Source organism: Bradyrhizobium sp. AUGA SZCCT0431 (genome assembly GCF_018131065.1).
Lineage (GTDB): Bacteria > Pseudomonadota > Alphaproteobacteria > Rhizobiales > Xanthobacteraceae > Bradyrhizobium.
In genome coordinates, this window is the sequence record NZ_JAFCLR010000044.1 from 1 (window position 1) to 15,828 (window position 15,828).

Annotated in this window: 12 protein-coding genes; 7 read left to right on the forward strand and 5 right to left on the reverse strand. The window is 63.5% G+C overall.

The window, feature by feature from the left end:
• Positions 1-226: 226 nt before the first annotated feature.
• Complete coding sequence (locus tag JQ567_RS31170; RefSeq protein ID WP_212442376.1) at positions 227-3,433, reverse strand: acetoacetate--CoA ligase; 3,207 nt, start codon at positions 3,431-3,433, stop codon at positions 227-229.
• Between the two features lie 827 nt (positions 3,434-4,260).
• Here JQ567_RS31170 and JQ567_RS31175 point away from each other — a divergent pair.
• A complete protein-coding gene (locus JQ567_RS31175; RefSeq protein WP_212442377.1) occupies positions 4,261-5,481 on the forward strand; it encodes a hypothetical protein in 1,221 nt (406 codons plus the stop codon).
• Between the two features lie 775 nt (positions 5,482-6,256).
• On the opposite strand, the gene JQ567_RS31180 is transcribed toward JQ567_RS31175, so the two are convergent.
• Positions 6,257-6,655 carry an MAPEG family protein gene (locus tag JQ567_RS31180; RefSeq protein WP_212442378.1) on the reverse strand — a complete coding sequence of 133 codons (399 nt, stop codon included), beginning with the start codon at positions 6,653-6,655 and terminating at the stop codon, positions 6,257-6,259.
• 88 nt (positions 6,656-6,743) lie between these two features.
• Between JQ567_RS31180 and hemH the strand changes: the two genes are divergently transcribed.
• From hemH to JQ567_RS31195, 3 genes are all read left to right on the forward strand, one after another.
• Positions 6,744-7,781, forward strand: a complete 1,038-nt coding sequence (gene hemH, locus JQ567_RS31185; protein WP_212442379.1) for a ferrochelatase — start codon at positions 6,744-6,746, stop codon at positions 7,779-7,781.
• A gap of 212 nt (positions 7,782-7,993) precedes the next feature.
• Complete coding sequence (locus tag JQ567_RS31190; RefSeq protein ID WP_212442380.1) at positions 7,994-9,010, forward strand: SPFH domain-containing protein; 1,017 nt, start codon at positions 7,994-7,996, stop codon at positions 9,008-9,010.
• Positions 9,011-9,192: 182 nt separating this feature from the next.
• Positions 9,193-9,639, forward strand: a complete 447-nt coding sequence (locus tag JQ567_RS31195) for an NfeD family protein (protein WP_212442381.1) — start codon at positions 9,193-9,195, stop codon at positions 9,637-9,639.
• Between the two features lie 71 nt (positions 9,640-9,710).
• On the opposite strand, the gene JQ567_RS31200 is transcribed toward JQ567_RS31195, so the two are convergent.
• Positions 9,711-10,052 carry a helix-turn-helix domain-containing protein gene (locus JQ567_RS31200; RefSeq protein ID WP_212442382.1) on the reverse strand — a complete coding sequence of 114 codons (342 nt, stop codon included), beginning with the start codon at positions 10,050-10,052 and terminating at the stop codon, positions 9,711-9,713.
• Between the two features lie 73 nt (positions 10,053-10,125).
• Between JQ567_RS31200 and JQ567_RS31205 the strand changes: the two genes are divergently transcribed.
• Positions 10,126-10,677 (forward strand): carboxymuconolactone decarboxylase family protein, encoded by a 552-nt coding sequence (locus tag JQ567_RS31205; RefSeq protein ID WP_212442383.1) that lies wholly within the window; start codon positions 10,126-10,128, stop codon positions 10,675-10,677.
• Between the two features lie 137 nt (positions 10,678-10,814).
• Here the strand turns inward: JQ567_RS31205 and JQ567_RS31210 are convergent, their stop codons facing one another.
• Positions 10,815-11,828: an SIS domain-containing protein gene (locus JQ567_RS31210; RefSeq protein WP_212442384.1), complete on the reverse strand. Its 1,014-nt coding sequence runs from the start codon at positions 11,826-11,828 to the stop codon at positions 10,815-10,817.
• 193 nt (positions 11,829-12,021) lie between these two features.
• On the opposite strand from JQ567_RS31210, the gene JQ567_RS31215 reads away from it, so the two are divergent.
• Both JQ567_RS31215 and JQ567_RS31220 read left to right on the forward strand, forming a co-directional pair.
• Positions 12,022-13,731, forward strand: coding sequence for an outer membrane beta-barrel protein (locus JQ567_RS31215; RefSeq protein WP_212442385.1), 1,710 nt, complete (start codon positions 12,022-12,024; stop codon positions 13,729-13,731).
• Positions 13,732-13,921: 190 nt separating this feature from the next.
• On the forward strand, positions 13,922-14,212 hold the full coding sequence (locus JQ567_RS31220; RefSeq protein WP_212442386.1) for a hypothetical protein: 291 nt from the start codon (positions 13,922-13,924) through the stop codon (positions 14,210-14,212).
• Positions 14,213-14,311: 99 nt separating this feature from the next.
• Here the strand turns inward: JQ567_RS31220 and JQ567_RS31225 are convergent, their stop codons facing one another.
• Entirely contained in the window at positions 14,312-15,769 is a 1,458-nt protein-coding gene (locus tag JQ567_RS31225) for a glutamate synthase subunit beta (protein WP_212442387.1), read from the reverse strand.
• Positions 15,770-15,828 lie beyond the last annotated feature (59 nt).

A 15,828-nucleotide genomic window follows, 5' to 3' on the forward strand; every position in this document is an offset into this window, starting at 1 on the left:
CATGAAGCACGGCCTCGAATACTTCCACGCCGCCGCCGCAGGATGGAGCCTCAGAGATGTGTGCATGCACTAGGGCGAACGCCGGGACGACGGCCGTATTAGCTGGCCGCTTCGAACCGCGCTTCCCTTCAGAAGCCGCATCGCCGCATCTGCAGGCGTTACGTCCGCTTTGGTGCGCATGACGGACTCAAGCATGGAATTGCGCGAGGTCCGAAATGTGCCAAAATCAGATGGGCAGGAGCACGATTTCCGAATATAGCCTGTCGAGTTCACCAGCAGCGATCGACGCGGAGCGGTAACAGTTGCTCACCGGGAGCAGCACGCCCCGTGGCCGGACAGGAAAGAGCCGCGCGTCCGCCACGAGCGCTGCCGTCCGCTGTCGACGCAGGATCGTCAGCTTGACGCGCTCGAGATGCCGCAACAGCAATTCCGGTGCACTGCAATGCAGGATGTCCGAATAGGGGATTCGCAGCGGCAGAACTCGCGCCAGTCCTCCCAGTCGGCCCGCTGCAACACGGTGAATGCGGCGCTTCACCACGAGATAGGCATAATCGGACCCGTCGCTGACGGTTAGCTGCAGGCAGTCATACCGTGCGTGATCGTCGAAGATCTGTTGTTGTTCGCCGGTCAGCCTCTCCCGGACCACGACCGGATCGAAGCTGATGACCGGCCGGTTCGGCCCAAACATCGTCTCGGCCTGTAGCAATGGAAGCATGGCGATCCTGTGCGACTCCAGCGGCTTGAAGCGCTGCGCCATGAGGGCAGCCCAAGAGATCGGCTGTGGGGTGAAGCACGTATAGGTGAGCTTCGCGCCTTCCAGCTGCAAGGCAAGCAGGGCCAAGCCCCAGCCGCGGTACTGCGCGTGTACGACCCAGGAAGACAGATTGCAGACGAGCACTGCCTCCCCGTTCACCTGACGCCGGGCGGTAACAGCTCCGATGAAGCCGACCACTGCGTTGCGGTCGAGGAGTATGAAGCCGCGCCCGTGATCGGACCACTCATGGTCGAACAACCGACGCCACGTCGCGGCATTGATGCCCGAGTCGCGGAAGGATTCCTCAAGGAAGCGGCAGATCGGCTCCCAGTCCTCCGGACCCACGGCACGGAGATGCGGGCCGGACTGACCGAACTGCTGCGCCGTCATTGCCTCCTCGCCGCCGGAGAGGACCGTGATCAAGCCTTCGATCGAGGGCGCCGCCAGAAAGGCCGAGAGGGGCACGGGATGCCCGGCATAGCTCTCGATCTCGAGCAGCAGGCTCAGCAGTGCCAGCGAGTCCGCACCGAGGCCAAGAAGATTGTCGGACCAGCCGATGGGCGCGACGCCCAGCACGCGCTCGCAGATCGCCTGCAGCTCCTGCGGTAGCCGCTCAGGCTCCGGGATCGCCCCACGGCCTGACGGCGGCCCCCGCGACACCCTGACGGCCGGAGGCGCCCGGAGAACCGGATGCGTGGCAATGGCATCGAGGCATTCCGGGTTCTGCAGGGCATCCCGGTTCCGTACAGGGCGGCCATTCACCGCATCGCGCGCCGCGGCTTCGGACCGCTTGCCGTTGAAGGTGACAGGAAGCGCCTCGACCTGTGCGATGCGCGCCGGCACGAAGGCGGGGGAGCCGCAGCGCGCAAGCTCCGAGCGGATGTGCTTCGCCAGCATGTTGTCGAGCATCAGGCGTTCGCGCAGCACGATCAGGAGAACCATGCGCGTGCCACCGGGCTCCTCCCCTGCTTGCTGCTCGACCGCCATCGCCTCGAGGATCTCCCAGGTGTGATCGAGTATGCGGTAGATCTCTGCGGTGCCGATGCGGATGCCGCGTACATTGAGGACCCCGTCGGAACGGCCGTGCAGCCGCCAACCGCCATCGGGCGTGGCCTCGATCAGGTCGCCATGCGTCCAGAAGCCGGGGTTCTGGGCGAAATAGGCGGCATGGAAGCGTGTGCCGTCGGCATCACCGTGAAAGCCGAGGGGGCGCGAGGGAAAAGGGTTGGCGCAGACCAGCTCGCCGATCAGTGCCTCCGGATTGTCAGGCGGCGGCAGCGAGCGGACATCGAGGCCGAGGCTGCGGCACTGTGCCTCGCCGCGATGAACGGGCAGGTTCGGATTGCCCAGGACAAAGCAGCCGATGATGTCGGTGCCGCCTGAGATCGACTGCAGCGGCATCGCCGCCTTCACCTGATCGCGGACCCAGTCGTACTGGCGGGGATGCAGGATGGAGCCGGTGGAGAGCACAGCCCGGAGCGCAGAAAGGTCGAACACCCGGCCCGGCGAGAAGCCCCCCTGCTCGCAGAAGTGCAAATAGGCAGGATTGGTGCCGAAGACGGTCACGCGCTCCTCGGTGACGATCCGCCAGAAGGTGTCCGGCCCTTCGAGCGGCCCATCGTAGAGGACGAGCTCCGTGCCGGAGGCCAAGGCAGAGAGCTGCCAATTCCACATCATCCAACCGCAGGAGGTCTGGAAGAACAGCTTGTCGCCCGGCCCGAGATCACAGTGCAACCGGTGCTCCTTCACATGCTCCAGCAGCGTGCCGCCGGTGCCGTGCTGAATGCATTTCGGCGCGCCCGTGGTGCCGGAGGAAAACATCGTGAACAGCGGCTGGTTGAACGGATGGCGCAGCCAGCCGGGTCGAGCGTCGCGGCCAACGGCATCGCGGAGCAGATCGGCGAACCTGTGCAGGGGCACCGTCCTCTCGCCGGCGGGAAACGAGCCGTTGTCCAACGCGACGATCGCGGCAAGGCCCGGCAGACCGGCCGCCGCGCCGGCGACGCGCTCGGCGACGGCGACGCCCAAATCCCATGGCTCCGCCCGGAGACAGCCGAACAGCACCACGGGCTCGAGAGGGGCGAAGCGCGCGAGGATGGCGGGCACGCCCATGTCTGGCGCGCAGCTAGCGAAAGTCGCGCCAATGGCAGCGGTGGCCAGGGCGGCAATGACCGCCTCGGCATTGTTGCGTCCGATCGCCGCGACATGGAGGCCAGGGCGCACACCCAGCCGCTGCAGCGAGGTCGCCAGCCGGGCGACTGCGATGCGCAGTGCGCCCCGTGTGAACCGGTCGCGGCTGCCGCCGGCGTGACAGGCCGTCAGGACCGTCTGGTCAGGACTGCCGGCGAGGAGGCACTCGGCGTAATTGAGACGGAGATCCGGGAAGAAGCGGGCGGTCTCGCAGGCATCGCCGACGCAGACCGGCTCGAGCGCGCCGTGCCGGGGCAGGTCGGACCACTCCAGGAAGAGGCGCCAAAAATTGCGGAAGTCCTCCACCGAGAAGCGGTCCATCGCGGAATGATCAGGCAAGTGCTGTCCCGTCCGGACCTCGCACCATTGCATGAAGGCAGTCAGTTGCGAATGCGCGACAGGCTGATCATCGGAACGGAATACCGCTTCCGCGAGACTCTCATCAAAAGACCTAACGCTATGAGTCAGAGGCAACTCCAGGCCCTCCATCTGAAGCGCTAAGCACTATAATTGGGAAGAAGTGGGAATGGCAGATAACATCCGTGGGTAATCATTTGGCGGTACTCGCGCAGGCATGAGCTTTGTCTTCCTTCCCCCTCAGCGAGGGTATCGCGCATCTGAATATGAATTGTGTGTGCGCGCTTCCCTCGAAGCCCAATTCTGCCTCCAATTCCCGGAGGTGCTGAGCAGTTGGGTCGCCTTTGTACTCTTGAGAGAGACCGACAGCGCGCTAGCTTTGCCGTCCATGACTAGCTTGCAATCGAAATCCGGGCCGACAGCGCGCAGCTAAGTCCGCTTCTGATCGGGTCGCTGACTTGGTCTTTGATTTTGGCGATGGCAGCTTCGGGTCATTTGCGAACCACAATGTTTGTGACCGTGAGGTCTGCTTTACTCCGCTGATCGGACATCGTTTCAGTTCAGACGGCTCGTTGTTGGGCCCGACTTTAGGCCGACTATTTGAGCCCTCTTTAGCGGGGCAGCCGTATCGCGGCGTCGGCTCCATCGGCTCGCCGAACGCAAAGCCTTACGCGTATTCGCAGCCCAACTGATAGAGTTCGACCGCATCCGAAAGGGATCGTTCACCAAATAGCCAACGGAGTTCGGTAGGCCGCTTCTCCTTCCAGCGTGTTTGATCCGCCCTGGTTTATGTTAGCGTTGCCATCACTCCTCCCGCCGCAGAAAGTCGCCTGCCAATGCCGGAACGTCCGCCTTTCGAATTGCCCAACATGCAGGGAGGGGTTTGGGTAGAGGAGGTCCGGTCCGGAGATCCGCTGCCGCCGCCTCCGCCGCCACACCCGTATGCGAGCGTTCCGTTGATGTCTTACGAAGCGCGGGTATGGCTTTCGTCTGAGTTCGTCGATCCGTCCGGGTATGTTCGTTTCGATTCGCCGGTTCCCGTGTACGAGGCCGCTGGCTGGCCGCTCGGTGTGAGGCCGGGCGGGAATAATGACCAGCAAGTCGCCATGCTGAACATGATCGACGGTTATTTCGATGGGGACGTCAGGTCAGCACTCGCGTTGCCGCGGCGGTACACCGGGCTTGATTTTCGTCCGCCGCCCCGGCGCGACATGGCAAATCTGTGGATCCGGCATGTCGGGTGCTGGGACGGCGAGCCGCATCGGCTTGCGGAGATCGTCGCCGGGCTGGCGCGGCTTCCGAAGGGGCGCCATCCCAGTTACAAATGCCACGCGCTTTACGCGCTGACACCGTTTTGTATCATCGGGCAGACCTGGTGTGAGCGGGACACCTCTCAGCCTGCCTATATTATCGACACCACGATCGCGTTTTTCTACACCTTCGAGACGCTGATCCAGGAGTGCTTCATCACCGATGCGCGGCGCGCGGGCGCGAGCACCGCAGACATCCTGGCCGCCTATGAGCATCGATATGCCAATGTGAGGTCGCAGCCGAACCTGCTACTGCGCGATCCGACAACGCTGAAGCTCGCGCGCTACGCCAATCCGTCGATCGACTGGGACAGCATACACGCGACTCCTGAGAACAGCGTGGGCGGCGCCGCGCTGCCGGGATGGGAGGCGCGCAATGGACGCGAGTTCCTGTTCGTCAGCCGATTGCAGACCCACCTGATGGTGGCGATTGCGGCCGCCTGCCAAGGCCTCGCCAATTTCGCGAGCGGTCGCGTCAGCTCCGCGCTGGTGCGGACCATGGACGCACCACCGGGCATCGAGGCGCTAGCACCGCACTGGCTCGGGCACATCACCGGCGGATATGATCACGCGGCGCAATGTGCCGATCTGCTGAAAAGCCTGGCGCGCTATTATGAGCAGGATCTTTTGTCCGATCTGCACGGGATGCCCATTCCGTCGTTTCAGTGGCCAAGGGATGAACCAGATTTGTGGTCGATCGTGACACCACAATCTTCCATTCATGGATGTACGACCGGTGACGCTTATGACCCCTATCGGTGGAAGCTGTTCGACGTATCGCTGGATGATGCGTCGGTTGTCCGCTGGAGCCGCGAAGCCTATCATTGGGTCGAGAAGGGGTGGGCGACGGAAAGACCCGTCGGTTCCTAGAGGGATGCGACGTCCGGGTGAGTGCGATACCATATCCGGATATCACGTTGTTCGCCCGGGCCACACGCCGCAACATCTGCCCGACGGGCAAATCAATTCGGTTTTACAGAAATCGTGTCAAGCCCCGAAATAAAAAATATTTCGCTTTTCCAGAAGGGCAAATCAGGGGCATATCTTTGGCCATCCCGTCCTACTCAGAAGGGCGTCGGCCGTCGTCACGGACGTTGGACGGGTTGCGGTGGACGCCGATGTTGCGGAGACGTAACGCGACAAAGGCGTACGGCGAAGGCGCGTGGTCCTGACACCCCGTTGCTGGTGTCAAGGTCGTGAGGAGCCAAAAGCTTCTTGCGGGCGATGGTGGCAAGGAAGCCCGTTCACCAGGGAGATCGCGTTATAAGTCGTAAAGCCATTGCGCAGGGAAGGCCGGGTGTTCTCCGCTGCCCTGTATGCTCGTGTGCACTTTGTTTTGTGCAAACCGCACGCGAGACCGCGGGTGCAGCGCGCACCCGGTCTTCCCTGCGCCCTCACTATGAGAGGGCGGGAAGTTTCCAGCAAACCTCGGGCGCAATGTGCCGCGAGAACGCGAAACTGCGTTTGGATGATGGTGCAACCACAAACACCGCCGTCGTCCCGGCCTTGAGCTCAGATGCGCAATTGCGCATCGGGGGACCCATAACCACAGGAAGAAGTTTTGCGAATGGTCTCTGCTACCGAGCTTCACAGAGAGATCACGCGGTATGGGTCCCGGCGTTCGCCGGGACGACGAGAGTTGGCGCTACCCCGGCAAATACCCCTTCACCGCCGGCAGAAAGAAAATCGCGATGTTGATCGCAAAGCCGATGGACCACAGGATCGAGCGCAGCGTCGGGCGGTTGCCGAGATAGGTGAAGACGTAGGCGATCCGCACGATCAGGAACAATGCCGCCAGTTCGTCGATCAAATGTTGCGGCCCGAGGCGAAACTCGGCCAGCAGCACCGCGACCGCGAAAAACGGAAAGGCCTCGATGCCGTTCTGATGAGCGCCCAGCGCCCGGGCGCGGATCGGATCCTGGTAGAAGTCGGGGTCGCGGGGCCTGGCATTGTCGAAACGGCGAAACCCGATCCATTTGACCGAGGCGATCGTCAGCAAGTACAGCAACAGCGTTCCAAAAACGCACCATTCGGCGACCGTCATGGTTCCTCCCGCCCGCGGCAAGACCTGAGCGTATCGAACCGATGGTTGTCTTGACAAGGATGGTGCAACGCGCGAAGCCACGGAAATCATGACCGTGGTCGTTCCCATAGGAAATGCGAAGCCTGCGCCGGAAGCCAAGCCGGCGCGCGTCGGCGTGCTGCTGGTCAATCTCGGCACGCCCGATAGCGCCGACGCCAGAGGCGTGCGGGTGTACCTCAAGGAATTTCTCTCCGACCCGCGCGTGATCGAGGACCAGGGGCTACGCTGGAAGCTGATCCTCAACGGCATCATTTTGCGCATCCGTCCCCGCCGCAAGGCGCGCGACTACCAGAAGATCTGGAACGTCGAGAAGAACGAATCGCCGCTCAAGACCATTACGCGCGCGCAAGCCGAAAAGCTGGCGGAGGCGATCGCGGACCATGACCACGTCGTGGTCGACTGGGCGATGCGTTACGGCAATCCGTCGATCCGCTCGCGCATCGATGCCCTGACCGCGCAAGGCTGCGACCGCCTGCTGGTCGTGCCGCTCTATCCGCAATATTCCGCGGCGACCTCGGCCACCGTGTGCGACGAGGTTTTCCGCGTGCTGGCCGGCATGCGCGCGCAGCCGATATTGCGCGTGACGCCGCCTTACTATGACGACCCCGATTACATCGATGCGCTGGCGGCCTCGATCAATGCGCATCTGACGACCTTGCCGTTCCAGCCCGAACTGATCGTCGCGTCGTTTCACGGCATGCCGCAGAAATATGTCGACAAGGGCGACCCCTACCAGGCGCAGTGCATCGCAACAACGGACGCCTTGCGCCGACGCATCGGCCTTGATGCATCCAAACTGCTGCTTACATTTCAGTCGCGCTTCGGCTTCGACGAATGGCTGCAGCCCTATACCGACAAGACCATCGCGCAGCTCGCGAAGGATGGTGTCAAGCGCATTGCCGTGGTGACCCCCGGCTTCTCCGCCGATTGCCTGGAGACGCTGGAAGAGATCGCGCAGGAAAACGCCGAAATATTCAAACACAATGGCGGCGAGCAGTTCGCGGCGATCCCCTGCCTCAACGATTCCGAGCCCGGCATGGACGTGATCCGCCAGCTCGTGTTGCGCGAGCTTCAGGGCTGGATTTGATTACAAAGCGTTTTCGAGCGAAGTGGGGACCCGCGTTAAGAAAACGCGTCAAAACATAGCGCCCGCGTCAAGACGCCATACATCTGGCGGGCGGCAAACGGCTCCCTACGTAACCATTGCTAGAGAACAGTCGGGCTGAACCGGCGGTGGCATCCGGCAGACATATGGACGACCGCGTCCGGCAACGGTCTTGCCGGTTTTGGAGGGAATTCATGACTGGTTTCGACATTTTCGCGATTGCGTTTTTACTTCTCGTCATTGTCACCCTGTTCGCCGGCGTCAAGACGGTGCCGCAAGGCTATGACTGGACCATCGAACGGTTCGGCAAATACACCCGCACGCTGTCGCCGGGGTTGAACATCATCGTTCCCTATTTCGACCGTGTCGGCCGCAAGATGAACATGATGGAGCAGGTGATCAGCATTCCCGAGCAGGAGGTGATCACCAAGGACAACGCCACCGTGACGGTGGACGGCGTCGCGTTCTATCAGGTGTTCGATGCCGCCAAGGCCAGCTACGAAGTATCCAATCTCGATCAGGCGATCATCGTGCTGACGATGACCAACATCCGCTCGGTGATGGGTTCGATGGACCTCGACCAGGTGCTGTCGCACCGCGACGAGATCAACGAGCGGCTGCTGCGCGTGGTCGACGCCGCGGTGTCGCCGTGGGGGCTGAAGGTCAACCGCATCGAGATCAAGGACATCGTGCCGCCGGCGGATCTCGTCGAGGCGATGGGCCGGCAGATGAAGGCCGAGCGCGTCAAGCGCGCCGACATCCTGCAGGCCGAAGGCCAGCGGCAGTCGGAAATCCTGCGTGCCGAGGGCGCCAAGCAGGGCCAGATCCTGCAGGCCGAAGGCCGCAAGGAAGCCGCCTTCCGCGACGCCGAGGCGCGCGAGCGTTCGGCGGAGGCCGAAGCCAAGGCGACGCAGATGGTGTCCGACGCCATCTCCAAGGGCGACGTTGCCGCGCTGAATTACTTCATCGCCGATAAATACATCAAGGCGTTCGGGCAACTGGCTGAATCGCCGAACCAGAAGATCCTCATGCTGCCGATCGAGGCCACCAGCATCCTGGGCTCGCTCGCCGGCATCGGCGAGATCGCCAAGGCGACCTTCGGTGACGCCGCTACCGCGGCAGCAGCCGCGCGGCGCGGTTCGGTGCCATCAACCGGTCCCGCCACGCCGCCACCGCCGCCGTCGCCATCGCCGTTCTCGCCGCAGCGGTAGGGAGTTTTCCCTCTCCCGCGCTTGCGGGGGAGGGTGCCGAGCGAAAGCGAGGCGGGTGGGGGCTCTCTCCACGAGTCGTATGGTGGAGAGAGCCCCCACCCCAGCCCTCCCCCGCAAGCGGGAGAGGGAGCGCACTGAGCGAAGCGTTGACGGATCGCACCAGATACTAGAGAGGTCGTGTCATGGCCGACATATTCGCTACCCTGGGCACCTGGAACTGGCTGATCTTCGGCTTCATCCTGATGGCGCTGGAATTGCTGGCGCCGGGTGTCTTCCTGTTCTGGCTCGGGCTTTCCTCGCTGATGGTTGGCCTGGTGTCGTTTGCGATCAATCCATCGTGGCAGACGCAGCTTTTGATGTTCGCGTTGTTCGCGGCCGCGGCGGTGCCGGCGTGGCGGCATTTTGCGAAGAGCGCCGGCAGCAGCAGCCAGAGCAACCCGTTCCTCAACCGGCGGACCGAAGCGATGATCGGCCGGGAGTTCACGCTGGAGAAACCGATCGTCGACGGCACAGGCACGGTGCGGATCGACGACACGATCTGGCGCGTCGCCGGCCCCGATGCGCCGGCCGGCAGCCGCGTCAAGGTCGTGCGCGCTGATGGCGCCAGCCTGACGGTAGCGGTGGCCTAGCGCATGATCCGGAAAAGTGGGCACCGGTTTTCCCTCGCGACAAACGCGATGCGTTTGCGCGGAGATCATGCTCAGTCTTGCATTTGCCTGCTCCACCGCTCCGCAAAACGGTGGAGGGGAAGGAAGGTTTCGTTCAGCTCCTGGCCGAGCCCGGTCAGGCCGTAGCCATCGCCGGGCAGCAGTTCGATCAGGCCGGCCTCGCGCAGTTCGGAGAGCCGGGTCTGCATGACTGTCGGCGAGGCCTCGTCGCAGGCGGTGCGCAGCGCGCGCGAGGTCAGCGGTCCCTCGCGCAGCTCCCACAGGATGCGCAAGGTCCAGCGGCGCCCGAGCAGGTCCAGCAGCGCCATGACCGGCCGGCCGGTGCGTGAGCCGCGGACGGCGCGTTTCTTCATAGCAGGGGCCTGTTTCGGCATCGGAAAGCCTCTTGCGAGCCGCTACAGATATTGTAGCGTCTTGCTACATTTATTGTAGCACAGGAGTGAACCCATGTCACAATCCGCGCCGCGGATCGCGCCGCTGCAGCCGCCTTATCCACCCGAGATTCAGCAACAATTCGACCGCATCATGCGCGGCGCGCCGCCGCTGATGCTGTTCCGGGTGATGGCCGGCCAGCCCCGCGCCTGGGAGAAGTTTCGCGGCGGCAGCCTGCTGGATCGCGGCCCGCTCAGCTTGCGAGAACGCGAGATCGTGATCGACCGCACCTGCGCGCGGACCGGCTGCGAGTACGAATGGGGCGTGCATATCGCGGCGTTCGCGGAGGCCGCCCACCTGACCGAGGCACAGGTCCGCGCCACCGTGCTCGGCGATGCCAAGGCCGCCTGCTGGTCGGAAGCCGAACAGGTGTTGATCGCAACCGTCGATGCGCTGCACGAGCGAGCGACGCTTGATGAGGCCGAGTTCAAGGCGCTGTCGGCGCATTATGACGACGCAAAAATCGTCGAGATCATCCAGCTCTGCGGTTTCTATCGCACGGTGTCATATCTGGCCAACGCGCTGGCCTTGCCGCTGGAGGAGACGGCGGCGAGATTTCCGAGGTGAGATTCAACTATTGCGTCGTCCCGGCGAACGCCGGGACCCATACTCCGCGGCCCTGATTGTCTAGGAAGGTGTCTAACGCTGGTATCCTCACCGAGAGGACACGGCGTATGGGTCCCGGCCTTCGCCGGGACGACAAATTACGCCACGCCCGCGCGCAATAAATCATGCAGATGCACGATGCCGACCGGCTTGCTGGCATCGGTCACGATCAATGCGGTGATCTTCGACGAGTTGAGGATCTCCAGCGCTTCGCCCGCGAGCAGGTCGCGGCCGATGGTCTTCGGATTCTTCGTCATCACCTCGTCGACGGTGGCGGTCATCAGATCGGGCCGCATGTGGCGGCGCAGATCGCCGTCGGTGACGATGCCGACGATGTGGCCGCGACCGTCAGTGATACCGACGCAGCCAAAGCCCTTCGACGACATCTCGACCAGCGCATCCGACATTTTGGTGCCGAGCGGCTTCAGCGGCACCGCGTCGCCGGCATGCATGAGGTCGCGGGTGTATTTCAACAGCGCGCCGAGCTTGCCGCCGGGATGCAGCACGCTGAAATCGACCGAGGTGAAGCCGCGGCCTTCCAACAGCGCGATCGCCAGCGCGTCGCCGAGCGCCAGCATCATCAGCGAGGAGGTGGTCGGCGCCAGATTATGCGGGCAGGCCTCGCGCGCCTTCGGCAAGGTCAGCGCGACGTCGGCGGCCTTGCTCAGCGTCGATTCCCGGTCCGCGGTCATCGCGATCAGGGGAATGGAAAAGCGGGTGGCATAGGTGATGAGATTCTTCATCTCCGGCTGCTCGCCGGACCATGACAGCGCCAGGATGACGTCGTCGGCGGTGATCATGCCGAGATCACCATGGCTGGCTTCCGCGGCATGGACAAAGAACGCCGGCGTGCCGGTGGAGGCAAAGGTCGCGGCGATCTTGCGGCCGATATGGCCCGACTTGCCGAGCCCGGTCACGATCAGCCGGCCCTTGGCGTTGCCGATGCGATCGACGGCCGCCGCGAACGGCGCGCGGAGGTCGGACTGCAGCGCCGCCGTGATGGCGGCGATGCCGCCGGCCTCAACGTCGAGCGTGCGCAGGGCCGACTCGATGGCGGCGTTGGCGTGATCGGTGCCGGATGATTTTGCCATCAGCGGTTTCGGCTTGGCCATGTCTCAAATCCAGGGAGGAGGGGCAAAGCCCCCGGACCCCTCCTTAGCACGGCCGATTTGGCGATGCGACGCGGGCCGCCGGCTCTCAACGGGTCATTAACCATAATTGTTTTAACTCCATTAACGACGTTTTCCCCGCGCGCTCGGAATGCGTCGAATAAGTAGCTGACGTTGTTGGAGTATTTTCATCGTGATGGCAGGTCCAGTAGAGGGCCGTAGCAGGCGCGCGACAGTGTTCCGCGCGGCATTGCCATGCCTTGCGCTGATCGCCCTGACCGGGACCATTGCGCAGGCCCAGATCGTCACGCCTGACCTGTTCAGCCCGACCCGCAGCAGCCAGCTGACGCCGGTGGATTCGCCGCTGCGCCGGACCAATGCCGAGGCCAACGACAAAACCAGTGACGAGGCCAACGACGCCCGGGTTCGCGACAAGGAGAAGCCCGCGCCGTCGCGCATCGGGGCGATCCCGCGCTATGGCCTGCCCGCCGCCAGCGGCGCCTCCAGCTCCGGTTACGACTCGCTCAACCGCAAGCTTCAGAAGCCGAAATATTATCCGGGACAGGTCCGGCCGAAGCCGCCGCCGGGACCCGGCAGCCGGCCGCCGCTGCTGTCGAACACGCCGCTGCGGCTTTCGATTCCGCCGTCGCAGACCGCGAACAAGGCCCCGATCCCGCCGGCGATGGCCGGCACGGTGGTGGGTCAACCCGCACGCAAGCGCCTCAAGGACGATGACGATCCGTTCGGCGCGGTCGGCGATTACGCCGGCAGCTTCCTGATCAAATCGGCGGTCGAACTGCGGGGTGGCTACGACACCAATCCCGCCCGAATCGCCGTGCCGCGAGGCTCGCCATTTTATGTAGTCGCGCCCGAATTCCTCGCCGTCTCCGACTGGGAGCGCCACGCGCTGGTGGCCGATCTCAAGGGCTCTTTCACCGGCTACACCAATACGTTCCCGCCGGTGGACGGTGTGGTGTCGTCGGCGCCGACCAATGTCGATCGTCCGAATTTCAACGGCCATGTCGATGGCCGTCTCGATGTCTCGCGCGATACGCGACTGCTCGGGCAAGCCCGGCTACTCGTCGCCACCGACAATCCGGGCAGCCCCAACATTCAAGCGGGCCTCGCCAGATATCCCGTCTACGCGACGTTCGGAGGGACTTTTGGTGTCGATCAGAACTTCAACCGGCTGCAGCTTTCCGCCGGCGCAGCCGTCGACCGCACCGTCTATCAGAATTCACAACTGACCGACGGCACATCGACCACCAATGACGACCGCAACTACAATCAGTTCGGCGGTCTCGGGCGTGTCAGCTACGATCTGATGCCGGGCCTGAAACCATTCGGTGAAATCGAAGGTAACGTTCGCTCGCACGATCTGCTGGTCGATCGCAACGGCTATCAGCGCAATTCCAACGGCGGATCGGTGCGGGCCGGCACCACCTTCGAATTCTCACGGATATTGACGGGCGAGCTCGCGGTCGGCTGGGCGGCGCGTACCTACGAGGATCCGCGGTTGCTGCCGCTGCAAGGGCTGCTAACGTCGGCTTCGCTGGTCTGGGTCGCCACGCCGCTGACAACGGCGAAATTTTTTGCCACCACGACGATCAATGAGACCACGGTGCCCGGCGTCTCCGGTGTACTGACGCGCACCTACACCGCGGAGGTCGATCACGATTTTCGGCGCTGGCTGACCGGCATCGGCAAATTCACGTGGGGCACGCAGACCTACCAGGGCGATCAGCGTTTCGATCGCTTCTATTCACTTTCCGGCGACCTGATTTACAAGATGAACCGCAATCTGTGGATCACCGGCACACTGCGTCGGGACTGGCTGGATTCTAATCAGCCCGGCAACAGCACCGCCGCCACCATTGTTATGCTCGGCGTGCGCCTGCAGCACTGAACTTCATCGCCTCGCTTGTGTGCTCAAGGCAAGGGGAGTGAATTGTGACACACCGCTAACGGTTGTGTGACGGTGTCACACCCACTATTGCTTGACCGCGGACCAAAGCGGCCCCAATCTGCCGGCCCTTACAGAAGGAGTTTCAATGGCCCAGGGCAAAACTGCCTCTCGCAGCATTTTATCACGTACTTTGGCTACGATTATTCTCGTCGGCATCTATTGTTTCAGCATCGTCGGTGTGACGGCACTGATGGTTGGAGGATCGACGACGGCGGCGTACGCGCAGCGCGGTGGTCGTGGCGGCGGAGGCCGTGGCCGCGGCGGCGGACGCGGTGTCAGCCGCGGCGGCGGTCGTGGCTATGGACGCGGCTATGGACGCGGCTACGGCCGTGGGCGCGGTTATGGTTATGGCGGAGGCTACGGTTATGGCGGCGGCGGGTATGGCTGCTACTGGGCTGGCCCCGTACGGGTCTGCCCGTAAGACCGGCATTCCGCAGGACTGACAGTTACATGAATGGTGCAGCGTGCGAGGGCGCGCTGCACCATTTTTGTTTTGCCGTTCAATTTCGGCCGGCTCCGCTTACCGCGGCAGCGTCGTAGATCCCATCAGATACTGGTCGATGGCGCGGGCGCAGAGGCGGCCCTCGCGGATCGCCCACACCACCAGCGACTGGCCGCGGCGCATATCGCCGGCGGAGAACACGTTGGGCACCGAGGTCTGGTAGTCGGTCAGGTTGGCTCGAACGTTGCCGCGCTGGTCGAGATCGACGCCGAGCGTCTTCAGCATACCGTCATGGACCGGATGCACGAAGCCCATCGCCAGCAGCACCAGTTGCGCGTCGAGTTCGAATTCGGTGCCGGCGATCGGCTGGAATTTTTCGTTGACCTGCACGCAATGCAGCTTCTGCACCTTGCCGTCGACGCCGGAGAATTTCTGCGTCAGCACCGCGAATTCGCGGCGGGCGCCTTCGGCCTGGCTCGACGACGTTCGCATTTTCAACGGCCAGTTCGGCCAGGTCAGGCCCTTGTCTTCGTGCTCGGGCGGCGCCGGCATGATTTCGAGCTGGGTCACGGATCTCGCACCCTGCCGGAACGACGTGCCGATGCAGTCCGAACCGGTGTCGCCACCGCCGATCACGACGACATGCTTGCCGCCGGCGAGGATGTCCGCGGCCGCCCCGAGCGGCTCGGACGAGACGCGGCGGTTCTGTTGCGGCAGGAAATCCATCGCGAAGTGGATGCCGTCGAGGTCGCGGCCCGGGATCGGCAGATCGCGGCCGGCTTCGGCACCGCCGGTCAGGGCCACCGCGTCGTATTGCCGGTGCAACTCGCGCGGATCGATCGCGCCCGGCGAGGTGCCGCCGACATGGACACCGTAGTGGAAGGTGACGCCCTCGGCTTCCATCTGCGCCACGCGGCGGTCGATGACGTGCTTTTCCATCTTGAAGTCGGGAATACCGTAGCGGAGCAGGCCGCCGGCCTTGGCGAATTTCTCGTAGACGTGGACATCATGGCCGGCGCGCGCGAGCTGCTGCGCGGCGGCAAGGCCCGCAGGCCCCGAACCAACGATCGCAACCTTCTTGCCGGTCTTGCTGGGGGCGATTTCCGGCTTCAGCCAGCCATTGTCCCAGGCGCGGTCGACGATCGCGCATTCGATGGTCTTGATGGTGACCGGGTTGTCGTCGATGTTGAGCGTGCAGGAGGCCTCGCACGGCGCCGGGCAGATGCGGCCGGTGAACTCCGGGAAATTGTTGGTCGAGTGCAGATTGCGCGAGGCTTCTTCCCAATTGTCCTGATAGACGAGGTCGTTGAAATCAGGGATCTGGTTGTTGACCGGGCAGCCCGGCGTACCCGGCTGAACCGAACCGGTGCCGTGGCAATAGGGAATGCCGCAATTCATGCAGCGCGCGGCCTGGTCGCGGGTGTCTTTCTCGCTCAGCGGAATGACGAATTCGCGATAGTGCTGCAAGCGGTCGGCGACGGGCGCATATTTGCGGTCGTGCCGGTCGATTTCCAGAAAACCTGTGATCTTGCCCATTAAACCCAACGTTCCTGCAACCTGCTATCCACTCGTTCCGCCGTCATCCTGAGGTGCGC